The following is a 16,118-nucleotide window of genomic DNA, read 5'->3' on the forward strand; positions in this document are numbered from 1 at the left end:
GCGGCCTTGGCCTTCTTGGGCTGATGTTTCTGTATGTCATGCCGCCCCCATCGGGCCGGATGGCGCTGGTCCCTGTAACCACCGCTGGTCGCGCCGCGCTCGCTTCGGTTGCCATTGCCCATGGGGCTAGGCTGGTGGGCGCGGGGCCGGGGCATAGTCTTCTTATCGAAGGTGAACGCGCTCGCCTGATACAGCCCTTGCTGCACAGCGGCGTGCTGGTGCTCTCGGCGCGCGCAGGCGGTTGCGGAGAGATCGGCTGATGCGGGCGATCGATAGTCTGAGCCGCCTGCGGCTTCAGGGATTGCAGATCCTGTTGCTGGGCAGCTGGATCTGGAGCGGCGCCTTGGGGCTGCTTTCGCTCGGGCTTGGCCTAGGCGATGGAGCGCAGGTGCTGCTGGTATCGCCATTGGTGAATGTCATGCCCACCATCATGGTCCTGCGCCATCGTCAGGATGCGGTCGTTCGCCTGATGATGAGCACTCTGGCGACGGTTCAGCCGGCGCTTGGCGTCTTCCTGCTGTCCGGGCACCGGTGGCAGATGGACGCGCATATGTTCTTCTTCGTGGCGCTGGCGGGATTGGCGCTGCTCTATGATTGGCGGCCGATCCTGCTGTCGGCGGGGCTGACGGCGTTGCACCATCTTGCGCTCAACTTCATCGCGCCCGAGTGGGTGTTTCTGGGGCGCGGCGATGTGCAGCGTGTTGCGGTTCACGGCCTGGCGGTCAGTTTGCAGGCTGCGGTACTGTGCTATCTGGCGGTGCGTCTGCGGTCCCAGTTGCTCGCGCTTGATAGCCACGCGAACGCGGCGGCGCAGCTGGCCGATGCCGCGGAGGCGGGGCGAACCGCCGCTGAACGCGCCATGGCGGCGAGCCATGAGGCGGCTCTGCGCGAGGACGCCATGCGCGCCGAACGCGAGCAGGAGCGCGCGCGGCTCACCACGGAAAGGCGCGCGGAAACGCTGGCGCTGGTTAAGGCCTTTCGCCAGTCGATTGCGGATGTCGTGGGCGCCGTCAGTGGTGCGACCCGCGAACTGGACGAGTCGGCGCGAGCGCTTAACGAACTGGCGCGGCGCGCGAGCGCGGGGACGGACGAAACCGTGGCGGCGGCCGAGCGGTCGTCGGATCGCGCGGCGGAACTGGCCGGCCGTATCGAGCAATTGTCCCAGTCCATCACCGCCATCGCCACGGCAGCGGCACAGCAGGCGACCCTTGGCAGCGACGCAAAGCGCGTGTCAGGCGCCGGGCACGATGCTGTCCGGGACATGGAAAGCCGCACCGCGTCCATCACCAGCTTTGCCGATTCGATCACACAAATCGCGGCACGAACCAACTTGCTGGCGCTCAACGCGACGATCGAGGCCGCCCGCGCAGGAGAGGTCGGGCGCGGGTTCGCGGTCGTGGCGCAGGAAGTGAAGCAACTGGCCGGGCAGGCGGCAAGCGCGACCGGCGAGATTCAATCGCTAGCGACATCTGCGCATCAGGGTGCGGGCGTGGCCCAAGGCGCCTTGTCCGACGTTGCGCGCGTGGTCGAGCAGCTGGCGGCGGCAGCCGGGGAGATCCAGCAGGCCGTCGATAGCCAGCGTAATGCGACCAGCGCCATCGGCGAGTCGGCCCGCGATACGGCCGAAGGCGTCACGCGCATGGCGCAGCAGGTGGAGCAAGCGGCCGATATGGCGCGCAGCACCGAAAGCCTTTCCGATCGCGTGTCGAGCGCCGCTTCGGGATTGTCCCGCACAGCACAAGCCTTGCAGCGCGCGGCCGACCAATTCGTGGCGCAGCTGGAAGCGGCCTGATCCCGGTCAGGCGGACCGGGCGGTGGTACCGTGACGAATCGTGCGATCGTGCGCCAATGTGTCAAACAGGCGGTCTTCCTGACCGATACGGTCCATGAGCATGTTGAGGATCGGCCGCGTCTCCGCGCAAAACGCCGGCCATTCGCGGCGGATGCGCGCATCGCTCCAGTCGGTCATGTAGGCTTTGAAGCGATCGCCCAGTGCGCCAAGTTCCCTTTCAAGCATGGTGGCCCGGTCCCGCGTTCGCGCTTCGGCTGATCTTTTAAGCGTAGGATAAAAGATGCGGTCTTCGAACGCGACATGCGTCATAAGCTGCCGCGCCAGTTGCCAGCGCAGTCTCGCCACGCCGTCGGGCTGATATGTTTCTGAAACCGCTTGTTCGAGCGCGCGCGCCGTGAGGCCGATCGCTGCATGCTGGCGGCGTAACTCGTCCAGGTCCATCCGTCCCTCCTAGCGTCGCGCTGGAGGGTAGATCATCGCCGCAGATATTTAAGAATATCTTGGCATCCTGCGCATAATGGCAGGGAAAGCACCGCCCTGCCGTAGCGGCAGGGCGGCGTTTGAACATCAGGCCGGCTGGTCAGCGCGGCTGACGCCCTGGCCATCCAGATTCTGGGCTGCGAAATCCCAGTTGATCGCTTCCTTGAGCACGCGCTCGGCATAGTTGGGGCGCGCGTTGCGATAGTCGATATAATAGGCATGTTCCCATACATCGAGGATCAGCAACGGCGTGTGGCCTTCATGCGCGACCGGCGTGTCGGCGTCGTGATAGCTGGTCACCTCCAGCTTGCCGTCCTTCAGGATCAGCGCGGCCCAGCCGCTGGCGAAATGGCCCACGGCCTCCGCCTTCATCTTGTCGATCAGCGCATCGACCGAACCAAAGGCGTCGTTGATCTTTTCCAGCAGCTCGCCCGACGGCTGTTTCTTTTCGGGGCTGAGCGAATGCCAGTAGAAAGTGTGGTTCCAGATCTGGCCCACCTGGTTGAACAGGCCGCCCTTGGACGACTTGATCAGCTCGACCAGTGACTTGCCCTGGAGCGACGCATCGGCGGCGACCAGTTCATTGGCCTTGGTCACATAGGCATTATGATGCTTGCCATGGTGATAGTCGAAGGTTTCGGCCGACAGGATGTCGCCGAAGGCGTCCTTGGCATAGGGAAGGTCGGGCAGAACAAAGGCCATGGCGGAACTCCTCGGGTTCGTTATGGGGACGGCCGCTCAACGGACGGAGCGGCCGAAAGGTTCATCGGTGCAGCAAGGCTGCAAGCCCGCCGCGCTTCCCATATGCGTTCGCCGGCGCGGATTAAAAGAGGCTTGTGCCTATTGCGAAACGATCGCAGAAATCAGCCCTGCGGCGGGGTGGTTTCGCCGATTTCGTCGCTCGGCTTTTCCTCGCCCAGCGTCAGGCCATGGCGCATCAGCATCGGGATGTTGGCGCCGGCGAAAACCACCGAGACGATCGTCACGCCCCAGACCTTGACCGCGAGCCAGGTGTCGAAGCTCATCGACCGGCGCATGGCTTCATTGGCGATCGCCATGGCGACGAAGAACAGCGCCCAGTTGCGCGACAGCTTCATCCAGCCTTCATGCGTCAGTCCGTCATAGGCCGCCTGAAGCAGATATTTGAGCAAAGGCTGGCCACGCAACAGTCCTGCAATCAGCATCAGCGCAAAAAAGGCATAGATGATGGTGGGCTTGACCTGGATGAAGCTCTGGTCGCGGAAATAAATGGTGAGGCCGCCGAAAAAGAGGATCAGCAGCGCCGAGAGCCAGAGCATCGGCGATACGCGGCCCAGCTTTACCTTCGAGATGATGACGGCAATGACGATCGCGGCCATGAAGGCGCCGGTGCCAAAAATCATCGCCGTGATCGGATTGCCCGCACCCCATATCCAGCCTGCGCCCTTGTAGGTCAGGAAGAACACAAGGAGCGGCCCGAAGTCGAGCGCAAGGGACAGGGTGCCGTTATGGGGAGATTTTGTCGCGGTCATTGCATCATCCGTTCGCCCTGAGCCTGTCGAAGGGCCTCGCTTTTTTCAAGAGGAGGGCTGGGCTTCGACAGGCTCAACCCGAACGGTTTCTTATCGCTTACCGCGCATAAGCGGTGCCCGCGATCGCCTTTGCCATGTCGCCGGGATCGAAGGGGCGTAGATCTTCGATCTTTTCGCCTACGCCAATGGCGTGGATGGGCAGGCGGAACTTCTCCGCCGCCGCGACCAATACGCCGCCGCGCGCCGTGCCATCCAGCTTGGTCATGACCAGCCCCGTCACCTGCGCGGTTTCTTTGAAGACCTCAATCTGGTTCAACGCATTCTGTCCCGTCGTGGCGTCCAGCACCAGCACAACGTCGTGTGGGGCCGCCGGGTTCAAACGGCCCAGCACCCGGCGCACCTTGGCCAGTTCGTCCATCAGTTCGGTCTTGTTCTGAAGCCGCCCGGCGGTATCGACGATCAGCACGTCGATGCCCGTGGCGGTCGCCTGCTTGACGGCGTCAAACACGATGCCGGCGGCATCGCCCCCTTCCTTGCCCGCGATGATGGGGATGCCCAACCGTTCGGCCCAGACTTTGAGCTGGCCGATCGCGGCGGCGCGGAATGTGTCGCCGGCGGCCAGCATCACGCCATAATCCTGTTCCAGGAAATTATGCGCCAGTTTGGCGATGGTGGTGGTCTTGCCCGATCCATTGACGCCGATGACCAGGATCACCTGCGGGCGGGGAAACGCCTCAATCTCCAGCGGGCGCGCGACGGGGGCGAGCGTCTTTTCAATCTCTTCGGCGATGATCTCGCGAAGATATTCCTCGGTAAGTTCCTTGTTGAAGCGCCCTTCGGCCAGCCTGTCGCGCACGCGCGCGGCCATGGCCGGGCCAAGGTCGGAGACGATCAGTGCCTCCTCGATTTCGTCGAGCGTTTGGTCGTCGAGCGCGGCCTTGGTGAAAAGGCCGGTCAGATTGTCGCCGAGCCTGTCGGACGTGCGCTTGAGGCCGCCGAACAGTCGATCGCGCCAGTTAGTGTCAGCCATGATGATAATCCGTCATGCCGCCTCTTGCGCGATCAGGACGCCCTTCTCAAGTCCCGTGATGGTCGCGCGCACGATGGCGGAGGGTGTCTGCGTCGCCGTAAAACGCACCGGCGCGAAATTTTCCGCATGGCCACTCAGGCCGCTGCGTTCGACCAGTACGGACTGTTGCGTGCCGATCAGGCTGCGCAGCCAAGCGTCGCGGCGGTTCGCGCAGGCGGCGCGCAGGCGGGCGGCGCGGGCCTTGATCGTCGGCCGATCGACTTGCGGCATCCGCGCGGCGGGGGTGCCTTCACGCGGGGAATAGGGAAAGATATGACCGTGGACGATGGCGCAATCGTCGATCAGGGCCAGGCTGCGCGTGAACATGGCGTCGTCTTCGGTCGGGAAGCCGGCGATGATGTCCGCGCCGATGCTGATGTCCGGCCGTGCGGCCTTCAAGCGCTCGACGATCCTTACCGCGTCGGCGCGGCTGTGGCGGCGCTTCATGCGCTTCAGGATCATGTCGTCGCCCGCCTGAAGCGACAGATGGACATGCGGCATCATGCGCGGTTCATGCGCGATGAGGTCGAACAGGCGATCGTCCATTTCCACGCTGTCGATCGAGGAGAGGCGCAGGCGTGGCAGGTCGGGCACGCCTTTCAATATGCGCTCGACCAGTAGGCCGAGCGTCGGCGCGCCGGGCAGGTCGGGGCCATAGCTGGTGACATCGACGCCCGTCAGGACGATTTCGCGATAGCCCGCGTCCACCAACTCGCGCGCCTTGTCCACGACCGCGCCCGCCGGGACGGAGCGGCTGTTCCCCCGGCCATAGGGAATGATGCAGAAGGTGCAGCGATGGTCGCAGCCATTCTGCACCTCCAGAAAGGCGCGGGCGTGGTCGGCAAAGGCGCTCGCCATGTGCGGTGCGGTGTCACGCACGCTCATGATGTCGGCGACGCGAACCTTTGCAGACTGTTCAAAAGGACCGTTCGTTTCGAGCGAAGTCGAGAAACGATCAGGATGCGCTAGCCGCTTCTCGACCTCGCTCGAAACGAACGGAGGGAGGTAGGTCGCCGCCTCCATCTTCTCCCGATTGCCGATGACAGCGTCCACCTCCGCCATGGCGGCGAAGGTCTGCGGCTCCGTCTGCGCGGCGCAGCCGGTGACGAGGATGCGCGCGTCGGGTCGTTCGCGTCGTGCCCGGCGAATCGCCTGGCGGGTCTGGCGCACCGCTTCGGCGGTGACGGCGCAGCTGTTGACGACGATCAGGTCGTCCTGCTCCGCCGCCATCTGCCGGATCGCCTCGCTTTCGGCGATGTTGAGGCGGCAACCCATGGTGATGATATCGGGGCCGCTCATATCAGAAGCGCGCCCAGTCGGCCTCGCCATCGAAGACATGGGTGGCGGGGCCGGTCATCTGGATGGTGCCGCCCGGCCGCCAGTCGATCACGAGATCGCCGCCCGGCAGCGTCACGGTGACAGGGCCGTGCGCCAGCTTGCGCCGGATCGCGGCGACGGCGGTGGCGCAGGCGCCGGTGCCGCAGGCGCGGGTGAGGCCCGCGCCCCTTTCCCAGACGATCAGGCGGATATGGTTTTCGCCCACGACCTGCGCGAAATTGACGTTCACCCGCTGCGGGAAGAGCGGGTCCTGCTCGATCATGGGGCCAAGCCGTGCGGTATCGACCGCGTCAAGATCATCGACGAAGAAGATGACATGCGGATTGCCGACATTGACCGCGGCGGGGGCGGGCAGGTCTTCCCAGCTTGCCGGCATCGTCAGCGTGTCCATCGCATAGGCGAGCGGGATCGCGTTCCAGTCGAAACGCGGCGCGCCCATGTCGACGCTGGCCCCGCCATCGATCAGCCGGGCGTCGAGCAGGCCGGCCCTGGTGCGGATGGTGACGTCATGGCCGATAAACAGCGGCACGCAGCGGGTCGCGTTGCCGCACGCCTCCACCTCGCTGCCGTCGGCGTTAAAGATTTGCATGGACACGTCAGCGTCGGGCGCATCGCCAATCACGATCAACTGGTCGCAGCCGATGCCGGCATGACGGTCGGCAATGGCGCGGGCGCGCGCCTCGGTCATGGCCACCGGCGCGGCGCGCGCGTCGATGACCACGAAGTCGTTGCCCAGGCCATGCATTTTCGAAAAGCGTCCCATGATGGGCGGGCATGTAGTGGGGGGGGAAGGAAAAGGCGAGTCGCTACTTGGCGGGTGCGCGGAAGGCGACCTTGATGCTTTCGATCGCTGGTAAAGCCTTACCAGCATCATCCTTCAAATCGGAGATGTAGAAGGACCTCATCTGCGCACAGGCGACTGCCGCCAGTTGAGGTGGTGGCGGTTCGTGTTGGCTGGCTTCGCAATAGGCGACACGTCCTTGGTCGTCGGTGCGGACGACGATGGAAACAATTTTTTCCGTTTCGCCCTGGGGGAGTCTTTGCACTTCCAAGACCATGTCAGGCGCGAAAATTGGACGTGTGACGGATCGCCCGCCGCCAGATTTGCCTGGCAGGCGCCACGTAACAAAGGCTTTGTAGTGATCGTAAACGGGCGCGCCATTTTCATCGCGGGCGGGCTTAAACTTCATTCGCGCCAGCATGACCGCACAGGTTTTTTGGTCCAACTCCGGGAAACTGCTGGACTTTGTGATGAAGCACCGAGCGACTTTGCCGTCAGGCGCGATCAACATGGAGAAGCCAACTGTGCCTTCCTCCTTCCGACGAACAGCGCCAGCGGGATAATCCATGTCACTCATCCAATAGGGCGATCCGGCTGGCATTGCGCGAACAAGTCCTGATGCCGCAATGAAGGTCAGTACCAAGCTCATGTCATTCCCCTCATGCCAAGGCCCGCTTCTGCCCATAGAGAAAATAGACCGCCAGGCCGATCGCATTCCAGGCCGCGCAGGCCATGATCGTCATCATCGGCAGGCTGAGGAACAGATAGGCGCAGCCCGCGACCGCGCCGATGCCCACGATCCAGGCCGCCGGGGTGCGGAACGGGCGGCGCAGGTCGGGCGCGCGCTTGCGCAGGACGAGAAGGCAGAGGCCAACGGCGGTGAAGGCGATCAGCGTGCCGGCATTGGCCAGCGCCGCGATCTCGTCGATCGGCAGCAGGCCCGCGATGATCGCGACCAGCACCGCCGTCACCAGCGTGATCCGCGCCGGGGTGCCGCGTTTCGATATGCGGGCAAGGCCTTGCGGCAGGAAGCCGTCGCGCGCCATCACCAGAAAGATGCGGCTTTGCCCATAGAGGAAGCCCAGCAGCACCGTTGGCAGCGCGATGACCGCCGCGATGGCGACAATGCGGGCGATGCCGCCCTGTCCCATTTCGCGCAGGATCAGCGCCAGCGGTTCGGGGCTGTCAGCAAAGCGGGTGAAGGGCAGTGCGCCGATCGCGGCGGCGGCGACAAGGACATAGATCAGCGTGCAAACGATCAGCGACCCGACGATGCCGATGGCGAGGTCACGGTCGGGGTTCTTCGCTTCCTCGGCCGCAGTCGAAATCGCGTCAAAGCCGTAAAAGGCGAAGAAGATGATCGCGGCCGCGGCCATGACACCGCGCTCGACGCCATCGGGGCTCATCGACTTGGCAAAGCCGAAGGGCATGAACGGCTCCAGGTTCGCGGCGTCGAAAGCAGGCAGGGCATAAGCAACGAACAGGCTCAACGTCACGATCTTGATGAGGACGAGGATGGTGTTGAGCCGTGCGCTTTCGCGCGTGCCGAACATCAGCAGCGCTGCGACCACGGCGATGATGAAGATGGCGGGCAGGTTGATGATGCCGCCCAGTTCCGGCCCTTGGGTCAGAGCTTCGGGGAACCCTAAAGGGGTCAGTAACGGCCCGGCATAGCCCGACCAGCCAACCGCCACGGTCGACACGACGAGGCTATATTCAAGGATGAGGGACCATCCCACGATCCAGGCGATCCCTTCGCCAAGGACGACATAGGAGTAGCTGTAGGCGCTGCCCGCCGCCGGCATCATGGTAGAAAGTTCGGCATAGGCGAGCGCCGCGCAGGCGCAGATCGCGCCGGCAATGGCGAAGGAAAGAAGGACGGCCGGCCCCGCCCGGTCCGCGCCGACGCCGATCAGCGTCAGGATGCCCGTCCCCACGATCGCGCCGACGCCCAACGCCAGCAGGTGCGGCCAGGAGAGGGTGCGGGCGAGTTGATGCCCGCTATCCTGCGGCACCATGGCCTCCATCGGCTTGCGGCGTGTCCAACTCATGCGTGTAGGCTCCCCTCTGCTATCCCTTAGCTTCGCATATTTCCCGCAAAATGCGACATAAAATTACGCGGGGGCGATCCTATCGGAAAGTGGGTGATCGGGTGCCAGTTGTGGATCACAGCTTGGCAATGAAGGGCAATGTAGAAGAGCCTCTGTAAATGTGAGTCCGTACCGTCATCCCGGCCCTGAGCCGGGATCCCGCTTTTTCGCAAAGACAAATAAGTGGGATGCCGGGTCAAGCCCAGCATGACGAAGGGAGTAGTAAGGATCGACCAATGGCAGCAATTGAAGTGGCGATTGATGATCTTCGATAGCTGACGACCGCAGATTGGTTTAGCGTCGAGCCATGGATAGCACTGAAATAGAACAGCGGATGGCGACCATCCAGTCTGGGCCGGACTTTGACATTCCGGATTTGTGGCTGACGTTCTACCTCACGGCACCGTCGAATCGATTGGCAGCGTTTGCAGAAAAGCTCGCTGAATTTGACGCTGTGAATCTCACCGATGCGGAAGGTGGTTTCTTATACCCAAAACTGCCGGTGCCGAATTCAACTTCCCAAATCTCAAGTCTTATTGAGCAAGTCCGAAACCTGGCTGCTCAGCACAACGTTGAGGTCATTCAAGTCGATGCGGATACGGCCGCCGATCCGTCAACTTCCCGGTTTGCAGAAATCATTCGTTATTGACCGAACGCCGGCAAAGTTGACCTGCACGCGCCGTAGCCGGCAGTCCACCCAACCCAGCCACCACCGCTCCCCACTTGCCATTCCGCACGCTTTCCCCTAAGGGCACGCCCAGCATCGGGCGGCGTGCCGTTCGACTCTGACGACTCCAAGGCGCCCAATCGGGGCATCGGATGGACGCTGGCCGGCGAGGTTTCGCCCGCCGGCGATTTTGTCGTTTGAGGGGTCTGCTACGAATTTTCAAGGGCTTCGGCCCGGATGAGGTGTTGATGTTCGATTCGCTCAGCGATCGCCTAGGTGGGGTCTTCGATAAGCTGCGTGGGCGCGGTGCGCTTACGGAGGACGATGTCCGCGCCGCGATGCGCGAGGTGCGAATCGCGCTGCTGGAAGCCGACGTGGCGCTGCCCGTGGTGCGCCAGTTCGTCGATCAGGCGACCGAACGGGCGGTGGGCAGCGACGTGCTGCGTTCGGTCACGCCCGGGCAGATGGTCGTCAAGATCGTGTCCGACACGCTCACGGAAACACTGGGTTCGGACACGTCCGACCTGATGATCGACGTGACGCCGCCGGCCGTCATCATGATGGTCGGCCTGCAGGGTTCGGGCAAGACGACCTCCACCGCCAAGATCGCCAAGCGCCTCAAGGAAAAAGAGCGCAAGAAGGTGCTGATGGCCTCGCTGGACGTCCAGCGCCCGGCAGCGCAGGAACAGCTGGCGGTGCTGGGCACGCAGACGGATGTCGCGACTCTGCCGATCATTGCCGGTCAGCAGCCGGTCGATATCGCCAGGCGCGCGTTGCAGGCGGCGAAGCTCCAGGGCTTCGACGTGGTGATGCTCGACACCGCCGGTCGCCTGCACGTCGATCAGGCGCTGATGGACGAGATGAAGGCGGTGGCGGATGTCGCCACGCCGGCCGAAATCCTGCTGGTCGTCGATTCGCTCACCGGCCAGGACGCGGTCAATGTCGCGACCAGCTTCACCGCGCAGGTGCCGCTGACCGGCGTGGTGCTGACCCGCATGGACGGCGACGCGCGCGGCGGCGCGGCGCTCTCGATGCGCGCGGTCACGGGCCGTCCGATCAAGTTTGCGGGCACCGGCGAGAAGCTCGACGCGATCGAACTCTTTCACCCGCAACGTGTCGCGCAGCGTATATTGGGCATGGGCGATGTCGTGTCGCTGGTGGAAAAGGCCGCCGAGACGATCGACGCCGAGGAAGCCGACAAGCTCGCCAAGAAAATGGCCAAGGGTCAGTTCGACATGAACGACCTGCGCGCGCAGCTCAATCAGATGCGCCGCATGGGCGGGCTAGGCGCGCTGGCGGGCATGCTGCCGGGCCTCAAAAAAGCGCAGGCGGCGATGGCCAACAGTGGCGCCAATGACAAGACGCTGATCCATCTCGACGCGATGATCGGCTCCATGACGCCCAAGGAGCGCGAGAAGCCCGCGCTCATCAACGCCAAGCGCAAGATCCGCATCGCCAAGGGTTCCGGCACCACGGTGCAGGAGGTCAACCGGCTCCTGAAAATGCATCAGGAAATGGAAAGCGCGATGAAGAAGATCCGCAAGATGGGCGGCCTGAAAGGGCTGGCCAAAATGTTCGGCGGCGGCGGAATGGGCGGCCTGGGCGGCGCTGGCGGTCCCGAAGGTGGCACGCCGCCCGACCTGTCGGGGCTGGGCGGACTGGGCGGTCTTGGCGGCACCATGCCAAAGCTTCCCCCAGGCTTTCAGAATTTCATGAAGAAATAAGCAGTTTTTCACAGATCAGAGTTGAACAGAAAGGCAAATATCCATGGCAACCTCCATCCGTCTGTCGCGCGGCGGCTCCAAGAAGCGTCCTTATTATCGCATCGTCGTCGCTGACAGCCGCGCGCCGCGTGACGGCAAGTTCATCGAGCGCATCGGCAGCTACAACCCCGTCCTGCCCAAGGGCGATGAAAAGCGCGTCGTTCTGGACATCGAGCGCGCGAAGCACTGGGTCGCCGCCGGTGCGCAGCCGACCGACCGCGTAGCCCGCTTCCTGGACGCCGCCGGCGTGAAGGAACGCGCTGCCCGCAACAACCCCAAGAAGGCGGAGCCGGGCCAGAAGGCCAAGGACCGCGCGGAAGATCGCGCTACCAAGGCTGCCGAGGCCGAAGAAGCCCGCAAGGCTGCGGAAGAAGCCGCCAACGCGCCGGCTGAAACTCCTGCTGAGGAAGCCGCGCCCGCCGAAGAAGCCACTGCCGAGCAGGCCGAAGGCTGATCGACTTGACCGACAAGCCCGTCACTCTGGCCGTCGTCACTGGGGCGCATGGGGTGACGGGCGAGGTTCGTCTCAAGCTGTTCGGCGATGGGCCGGACAGCTTGAAGGGCTATGGCGCCTTCATGGCCGCCGGGCGCACGCTGACATTGAAGTCGGTGCGCGCTGGCCCCAATGGCGCGGTCGCTCGCTTTGCCGAAATCGGCGATCGCGGCGCGGCCGAGGCGCTGCGCGGCACGGAATTGACAGTGCCGCGATCCGCCCTGCCGCCGTTGGGCGAGGGCGAATATTATCATGTCGACCTTATCGACCTGCCCTGCGCATCCAGCACGGGCGAGGCGCTGGGCACCGTCGTCGCGGTCGAGAATTTCGGCGCGGGCGACATTGTCGAAGTGCAACGCGCCAGTGGCAAGCGCTTCATGGTGCCGATGCATGCGGTGACGCTGGGCGACGGCGGAGCTGTGATTGACGCTGCATTCGTGGAATAGTATATACGGCCCGTATATACGGAGGCGTCCCATGGGCGAAGAGTATAAGTCCAAGGTGTTCAAGTCGGGCAACAGCCTTGCCTTGCGCCTGCCCAAGGCGCTGGGGCTGCAGGAAGGCGAAGAAGTGACGCTCGTCTCGCATGACGATGGCAGCTTTTTCTTCTGGCGACAGGATCGGGCGCGGGAGGTCCTGATGGGACTTTACGGCAGCATGTCTGCCGGCTTCATGGCGGATGGCCGGGACGATACGGCTCAAGATGACCGTGACTGGAGCCATGCCGCGACCCAGGCCGCATGACGACGTCGCTCTATCTGCTTGACACGAATGTTTGCATTGATTTCCTGCTGGGGCGAAGCGCGACGCTGGCGCGGCGCATGGGCGATTGCCTGGACGCGTTAAGCGTGTCGGCGATAACCGCTGCCGAATTGCGGGTGGGTAATCGCACGTCCAGCGATCCGGTAGGGGACGGGCGGCGGGTGGATTCCTTCCTCTCTCTGCTGAATATTGCGCCCTTTGATGACGCGGCATCGCGGACCTATGCGCAGGTGGCGGCCCAGGTCGGCATTCCTCGCAGCAGCTTCGATCGCTTGATCGGAACACAGGCGTTGGCGCTCGGAATGATTCTGGTGACGCGTAATCGGAAGGACTTCGCGGATATCGAGGGCTTGAAAATGGAGGACTGGACCCTGTGAAGTTCTGGCTGGTGCTCCTGCTGCTTTGCTTTCCCGCCCTTGCCCACGCGCAGGCAGACGAAAAGAAGATCGCTGCTGTCGTCCCTGACATCGACCGCCTGTTCCATGATTTCAGGCAAGACAGCCATTCCCCCGGCCTTATCTATGGCATCGTCGCCAATGGGCGTCTGGTCCATGTAAAGGCTTTTGGCGTGCAGGATCTGGACCAGAAACGCCCGGTCACGCCCGACAGCCTGTTCCGCATCGCATCGATGACCAAGGCGTTCACCGCGCTTTCCATCCTCAAGCTGCGCGAAGACGGCAAGTTGTCGCTGGATGACCTGGCGGAACAGCATGTCCCCGAACTGCGCCAGTGGACCTATCCCACGAAGGACAGTCCGCGCATCCGCATCCGCGACCTTCTGACCCACAGCGCCGGGTTCGTCGATGACAATCCATGGGGCGACCGGCAGACGCCGATGCCGCAGGAGGCATTCACGCGGTTGCTGGCACAGGGCGTGCCGTTCAACACCGCGCCGGGTACGCGCTATGAATATAGCAATCTTGGCTATGCGCTGCTCGGCCGGGTGATCGCCAATGTGAGCGGCATGCCCTATCGCCGCTATGTCGAACGCATCCTGCTTGGCCCGATCGGCATGACGTCGAGCGGCTATGCCGTGCGTGAATGGCCACAGGATCGGCGCGCGCTGGGTTATCGCTGGGAGGAAGGGCGGTGGCTGCGCGAGCCGGACATGGACGATGGCGCGTTCGGCGCGATGGGGGGCTTGCAGACCAGCGCGACCGACTATGCGCGCTGGGTCGCCTTCCTGCTGTCGGCCTGGCCGGCACGGGATGATCCGGATCAAGCGCCGGTCTCGCGCGCGTCGGTGCGGATGCTGGCGCAGGGCAGCAATTTCGCGAAGCTGGCGCAGCGCAATGGCAAGAGCGGGCCGAGCGCTTGCAAGCAGGCGGCGGCCTATGGTTTTGGCATGCGCGTCGCGCAGGATTGCGACTTGGGGCTGACCCTGTCCCATGGCGGCGGCTACCCCGGCTATGGCAGCCATGTGATGCTGATGCCGGACTATGGCGTGGGCATTTTCGTTTTCACTAACCGCACCTATAATGGCGGGGCGGGTCCGGCCTGGGATGCGGCGGTCGCTTTGAAGCAGGCAGGTGCGCTGGTTGCGCGGGAGCCGCCGGTAACGCCGCTTCTAGCTGACGGCTATGCCGCTGCGGGCCAAATCTATGCGGCTGGAAATATATTGGCGGTGCGCGAGCGGTTGGCGATGAACATGCTGATGGACAGCGATGCAGACAGCTGGACGCGTCGGCTCGCTGCATTGCGCCGTGAAGTGGGGGACTGCCGCACGGACGCGCCGATCTCGGCCAGCGGCAATCTGTCCGGCAGCTTTACCTGGTCGTGCGAGCGCGGGCGTGTGGACGGGACGTTGCTGCTTGCGCCAACGCCGACAGCAGGGATTCAGGAATTGAAGCTGGTTGCCCGCCAGCCATGAAGCGGCGCCTGCTGGACGCTGCCCGCCCCATCGCCTAAGCGCGGCGATATGGCTGTCGTCCCGCAAATCGTCCTGATGCTGTATCTGCTATTCCTGCTCGCGGCGGGGTGGCGACTGTGGGGGATAAGCTGGCGCACGGGCGTCAAGATCGCGGTGGCGTTCGCGCTCGTCCTGCCGATGCCCTTGCTCTTCATTTTGCCAGGCATGACGCGGCAGGATGGCTGGTCGGACCTGCTGATCCGCTTCGGCCTGACGCTGCTTGTCTGCGGCATGCTGTGCCTTGCCGGCGGCTTTTCCGCCGCGCGGCTGCGGGCGAGGCGGCGCGGATGACCTTCACCGCGCAGATCCTTACGCTCTATCCGGAAATGTTTCCCGGACCGCTGGGCGTGTCGCTTGCAGGGCGGGCTTTGACCGAGGGGAAATGGGCGTGCGACCCAATCCAGATCCGCGACTTCGCGGCGGACAAGCATCGCACCGTGGACGATACGCCGGCGGGCGGGGGCGCGGGGATGGTGTTGCGCGCCGACGTGCTGGGCAAGGCGGTGGATCATGCGCTGGACAAGCGGCCCGACCTGCCGGTGCTGGCGATGACGCCGCGCGGACGCCCGATCACGCAGGCGCGTGTGCGCGACCTGGCCGCAGGGCCGGGCGCGACCATATTGTGCGGCCGGTTCGAGGGGTTTGACGAGCGGATTTTCGAAGCGCGCGCCATCGAACAGGTCAGCATGGGCGACATCATCCTGTCGGGCGGGGAGATGGCTGCGTTGCTGCTGCTCGACGCTTGCGTGCGGCTGCTTCCCGGTGTAATGGGCGCGGCTTCCAGCGGAGTCGAGGAATCCTTCGAAACAGGGCTGCTCGAATATCCGCATTATACCCGCCCGGTGGAATGGGAGGGGCGCACGATCCCGCAACTGTTGCGATCGGGGGATCATGCGAAAATCGCCGCCTGGCGGAAACAAAGGGCGGAGGAGGATACACGGCTAAGGCGGCCGGACCTTTGGGAACGTCATATCGGCGTTCGGGACCAGCCGCCCTCTGGTGCGCAACGAACGACCAAGGACTGAGTGTGACATGAACATCATCCAGCAGATCGAGGCGGAAAGCATCGCCGCCCTCGCCAAGGATATCCCAGACTTCCGCCCCGGCGACACGCTGCGCGTGGGCGTCAAGGTCAAGGAAGGCGACCGCAGCCGCGTCCAGAATTATGAAGGCGTGTGCATCGCCCGCTCGAACAAGGGCATGGGATCCAACTTCACCGTGCGCAAGATTTCGTTCGGCGAAGGCGTGGAGCGTGTGTTCCCGCTTTATTCGCCCAACATCGATTCGATCACTGTCGTTCGCCGCGGTGTCGTGCGTCGCGCCAAGCTCTATTATCTGCGTGGCCGCACCGGCAAGCGCGCTCGTATCGCCGAGCGCCGCGACACCCGCAGCGAAGGCTGATCGCCGCGCGATCAGACCTGAGGGTAAGGAAAGGCGGCGGCTTCGGCTCGCCGCCTTTTTTT

Annotated in this window: 20 protein-coding genes; 12 read left to right on the forward strand and 8 right to left on the reverse strand. The window is 63.9% G+C overall.

What is annotated here, in order from left to right; all coding sequences use genetic code 11:
* Window positions 1–23: 23 nt before the first annotated feature.
* A complete protein-coding gene (locus SKA58_RS03250) occupies window positions 24–260 on the forward strand; it encodes a hypothetical protein (protein ID WP_009820917.1) in 237 nt (78 codons plus the stop codon).
* A complete protein-coding gene (locus SKA58_RS03255) occupies window positions 260–1,792 on the forward strand; it encodes a methyl-accepting chemotaxis protein (RefSeq protein ID WP_009820918.1) in 1,533 nt (510 codons plus the stop codon). The genes SKA58_RS03250 and SKA58_RS03255 overlap by 1 nt, the downstream gene beginning before the upstream one ends.
* Before the next feature lie 6 nt (window positions 1,793–1,798).
* On the opposite strand, the gene SKA58_RS03260 is transcribed toward SKA58_RS03255, so the two are convergent.
* The 8 genes from SKA58_RS03260 to SKA58_RS03295 form a co-directional block, all read right to left on the reverse strand.
* Window positions 1,799–2,233, reverse strand: a complete 435-nt coding sequence (locus SKA58_RS03260; protein WP_009820919.1) for a hemerythrin domain-containing protein — start codon at window positions 2,231–2,233, stop codon at window positions 1,799–1,801.
* A gap of 126 nt (window positions 2,234–2,359) precedes the next feature.
* Entirely contained in the window at window positions 2,360–2,974 is a 615-nt protein-coding gene (locus SKA58_RS03265) for a superoxide dismutase (RefSeq protein WP_009820920.1), read from the reverse strand.
* 161 nt (window positions 2,975–3,135) lie between these two features.
* Window positions 3,136–3,783, reverse strand: a complete 648-nt coding sequence (ispZ, locus tag SKA58_RS03270) for a septation protein IspZ (protein WP_009820921.1) — start codon at window positions 3,781–3,783, stop codon at window positions 3,136–3,138.
* Window positions 3,784–3,880: 97 nt separating this feature from the next.
* Window positions 3,881–4,813, reverse strand: a complete 933-nt coding sequence (ftsY, locus tag SKA58_RS03275; RefSeq protein WP_009820922.1) for a signal recognition particle-docking protein FtsY — start codon at window positions 4,811–4,813, stop codon at window positions 3,881–3,883.
* Window positions 4,814–4,825: 12 nt separating this feature from the next.
* The gene (gene mtaB / locus SKA58_RS03280; protein ID WP_009820923.1) at window positions 4,826–6,151 is read right to left on the reverse strand and encodes a tRNA (N(6)-L-threonylcarbamoyladenosine(37)-C(2))-methylthiotransferase MtaB; all 1,326 of its coding nucleotides are present in this window, start codon (window positions 6,149–6,151) and stop codon (window positions 4,826–4,828) included.
* 1 nt (window position 6,152) lies between these two features.
* Window positions 6,153–6,953 carry a diaminopimelate epimerase gene (gene dapF / locus SKA58_RS03285; protein WP_009820924.1) on the reverse strand — a complete coding sequence of 267 codons (801 nt, stop codon included), beginning with the start codon at window positions 6,951–6,953 and terminating at the stop codon, window positions 6,153–6,155.
* Between the two features lie 43 nt (window positions 6,954–6,996).
* Complete coding sequence (locus tag SKA58_RS03290; RefSeq protein ID WP_009820925.1) at window positions 6,997–7,620, reverse strand: energy transducer TonB; 624 nt, start codon at window positions 7,618–7,620, stop codon at window positions 6,997–6,999.
* 10 nt (window positions 7,621–7,630) lie between these two features.
* Window positions 7,631–9,022 (reverse strand): amino acid permease, encoded by a 1,392-nt coding sequence (locus SKA58_RS03295; protein ID WP_009820926.1) that lies wholly within the window; start codon window positions 9,020–9,022, stop codon window positions 7,631–7,633.
* 346 nt (window positions 9,023–9,368) lie between these two features.
* On the opposite strand from SKA58_RS03295, the gene SKA58_RS03300 reads away from it, so the two are divergent.
* The 10 genes from SKA58_RS03300 (at window position 9,369) to rplS (ending at window position 16,056) form a co-directional block, all read left to right on the forward strand.
* The gene (locus SKA58_RS03300; protein ID WP_009820927.1) at window positions 9,369–9,710 is read left to right on the forward strand and encodes a hypothetical protein; all 342 of its coding nucleotides are present in this window, start codon (window positions 9,369–9,371) and stop codon (window positions 9,708–9,710) included.
* Window positions 9,711–9,976: 266 nt separating this feature from the next.
* Window positions 9,977–11,452 (forward strand): signal recognition particle protein, encoded by a 1,476-nt coding sequence (gene ffh, locus SKA58_RS03305; RefSeq protein WP_009820929.1) that lies wholly within the window; start codon window positions 9,977–9,979, stop codon window positions 11,450–11,452.
* A gap of 43 nt (window positions 11,453–11,495) precedes the next feature.
* A complete protein-coding gene (gene rpsP / locus SKA58_RS03310) occupies window positions 11,496–11,945 on the forward strand; it encodes a 30S ribosomal protein S16 (protein WP_009820930.1) in 450 nt (149 codons plus the stop codon).
* Window positions 11,946–11,950: 5 nt separating this feature from the next.
* A complete protein-coding gene (gene rimM, locus SKA58_RS03315) occupies window positions 11,951–12,430 on the forward strand; it encodes a ribosome maturation factor RimM (RefSeq protein WP_009820931.1) in 480 nt (159 codons plus the stop codon).
* Between the two features lie 31 nt (window positions 12,431–12,461).
* Window positions 12,462–12,728, forward strand: a complete 267-nt coding sequence (locus SKA58_RS03320; RefSeq protein WP_009820932.1) for an AbrB/MazE/SpoVT family DNA-binding domain-containing protein — start codon at window positions 12,462–12,464, stop codon at window positions 12,726–12,728.
* Window positions 12,725–13,123: a type II toxin-antitoxin system VapC family toxin gene (locus SKA58_RS03325; RefSeq protein WP_009820933.1), complete on the forward strand. Its 399-nt coding sequence runs from the start codon at window positions 12,725–12,727 to the stop codon at window positions 13,121–13,123. Before SKA58_RS03320 ends, SKA58_RS03325 begins: the two co-directional genes overlap by 4 nt.
* Window positions 13,120–14,616, forward strand: a complete 1,497-nt coding sequence (locus tag SKA58_RS03330) for a serine hydrolase domain-containing protein (RefSeq protein WP_009820934.1) — start codon at window positions 13,120–13,122, stop codon at window positions 14,614–14,616. The genes SKA58_RS03325 and SKA58_RS03330 overlap by 4 nt, the downstream gene beginning before the upstream one ends.
* Window positions 14,617–14,664: 48 nt before the next feature.
* Window positions 14,665–14,946, forward strand: coding sequence for a hypothetical protein (locus SKA58_RS03335; protein WP_009820935.1), 282 nt, complete (start codon window positions 14,665–14,667; stop codon window positions 14,944–14,946).
* Window positions 14,943–15,680 (forward strand): tRNA (guanosine(37)-N1)-methyltransferase TrmD, encoded by a 738-nt coding sequence (gene trmD / locus SKA58_RS03340; protein ID WP_009820936.1) that lies wholly within the window; start codon window positions 14,943–14,945, stop codon window positions 15,678–15,680. The genes SKA58_RS03335 and trmD overlap by 4 nt, the downstream gene beginning before the upstream one ends.
* Before the next feature lie 7 nt (window positions 15,681–15,687).
* Window positions 15,688–16,056 (forward strand): 50S ribosomal protein L19, encoded by a 369-nt coding sequence (rplS, locus tag SKA58_RS03345; RefSeq protein WP_009820937.1) that lies wholly within the window; start codon window positions 15,688–15,690, stop codon window positions 16,054–16,056.
* Window positions 16,057–16,118 lie beyond the last annotated feature (62 nt).

The organism is Sphingomonas sp. SKA58 (assembly GCF_000153545.1).
GTDB lineage: Bacteria > Pseudomonadota > Alphaproteobacteria > Sphingomonadales > Sphingomonadaceae > Sphingobium > Sphingobium soli.

What these genes read in the sequence shown, in the direction of transcription:
- SKA58_RS03300 (WP_009820927.1), top strand. Translation starts at nt 9,369, where the DNA reads ATGGATAGCACTGAAATAGAACAGCGGATGGCGACCATCCAGTCTGGG.
- SKA58_RS03255 (WP_009820918.1), top strand. Translation starts at nt 260, where the DNA reads ATGCGGGCGATCGATAGTCTGAGCCGCCTGCGGCTTCAGGGATTGCAG.
- ispZ (WP_009820921.1), bottom strand. Translation starts at nt 3,783, where the DNA reads ATGACCGCGACAAAATCTCCCCATAACGGCACCCTGTCCCTTGCGCTC.
- ftsY (WP_009820922.1), bottom strand. Translation starts at nt 4,813, where the DNA reads ATGGCTGACACTAACTGGCGCGATCGACTGTTCGGCGGCCTCAAGCGC.
- SKA58_RS03325 (WP_009820933.1), top strand. Translation starts at nt 12,725, where the DNA reads ATGACGACGTCGCTCTATCTGCTTGACACGAATGTTTGCATTGATTTC.
- SKA58_RS03265 (WP_009820920.1), bottom strand. Translation starts at nt 2,974, where the DNA reads ATGGCCTTTGTTCTGCCCGACCTTCCCTATGCCAAGGACGCCTTCGGC.
- SKA58_RS03250 (WP_009820917.1), top strand. Translation starts at nt 24, where the DNA reads ATGTTTCTGTATGTCATGCCGCCCCCATCGGGCCGGATGGCGCTGGTC.
- trmD (WP_009820936.1), top strand. Translation starts at nt 14,943, where the DNA reads ATGACCTTCACCGCGCAGATCCTTACGCTCTATCCGGAAATGTTTCCC.
- SKA58_RS03295 (WP_009820926.1), bottom strand. Translation starts at nt 9,022, where the DNA reads ATGAGTTGGACACGCCGCAAGCCGATGGAGGCCATGGTGCCGCAGGAT.
- ffh (WP_009820929.1), top strand. Translation starts at nt 9,977, where the DNA reads ATGTTCGATTCGCTCAGCGATCGCCTAGGTGGGGTCTTCGATAAGCTG.
- rplS (WP_009820937.1), top strand. Translation starts at nt 15,688, where the DNA reads ATGAACATCATCCAGCAGATCGAGGCGGAAAGCATCGCCGCCCTCGCC.
- SKA58_RS03260 (WP_009820919.1), bottom strand. Translation starts at nt 2,233, where the DNA reads ATGGACCTGGACGAGTTACGCCGCCAGCATGCAGCGATCGGCCTCACG.
- mtaB (WP_009820923.1), bottom strand. Translation starts at nt 6,151, where the DNA reads ATGAGCGGCCCCGATATCATCACCATGGGTTGCCGCCTCAACATCGCC.
- SKA58_RS03320 (WP_009820932.1), top strand. Translation starts at nt 12,462, where the DNA reads ATGGGCGAAGAGTATAAGTCCAAGGTGTTCAAGTCGGGCAACAGCCTT.
- SKA58_RS03290 (WP_009820925.1), bottom strand. Translation starts at nt 7,620, where the DNA reads ATGAGCTTGGTACTGACCTTCATTGCGGCATCAGGACTTGTTCGCGCA.
- dapF (WP_009820924.1), bottom strand. Translation starts at nt 6,953, where the DNA reads ATGGGACGCTTTTCGAAAATGCATGGCCTGGGCAACGACTTCGTGGTC.
- rpsP (WP_009820930.1), top strand. Translation starts at nt 11,496, where the DNA reads ATGGCAACCTCCATCCGTCTGTCGCGCGGCGGCTCCAAGAAGCGTCCT.
- SKA58_RS03335 (WP_009820935.1), top strand. Translation starts at nt 14,665, where the DNA reads ATGGCTGTCGTCCCGCAAATCGTCCTGATGCTGTATCTGCTATTCCTG.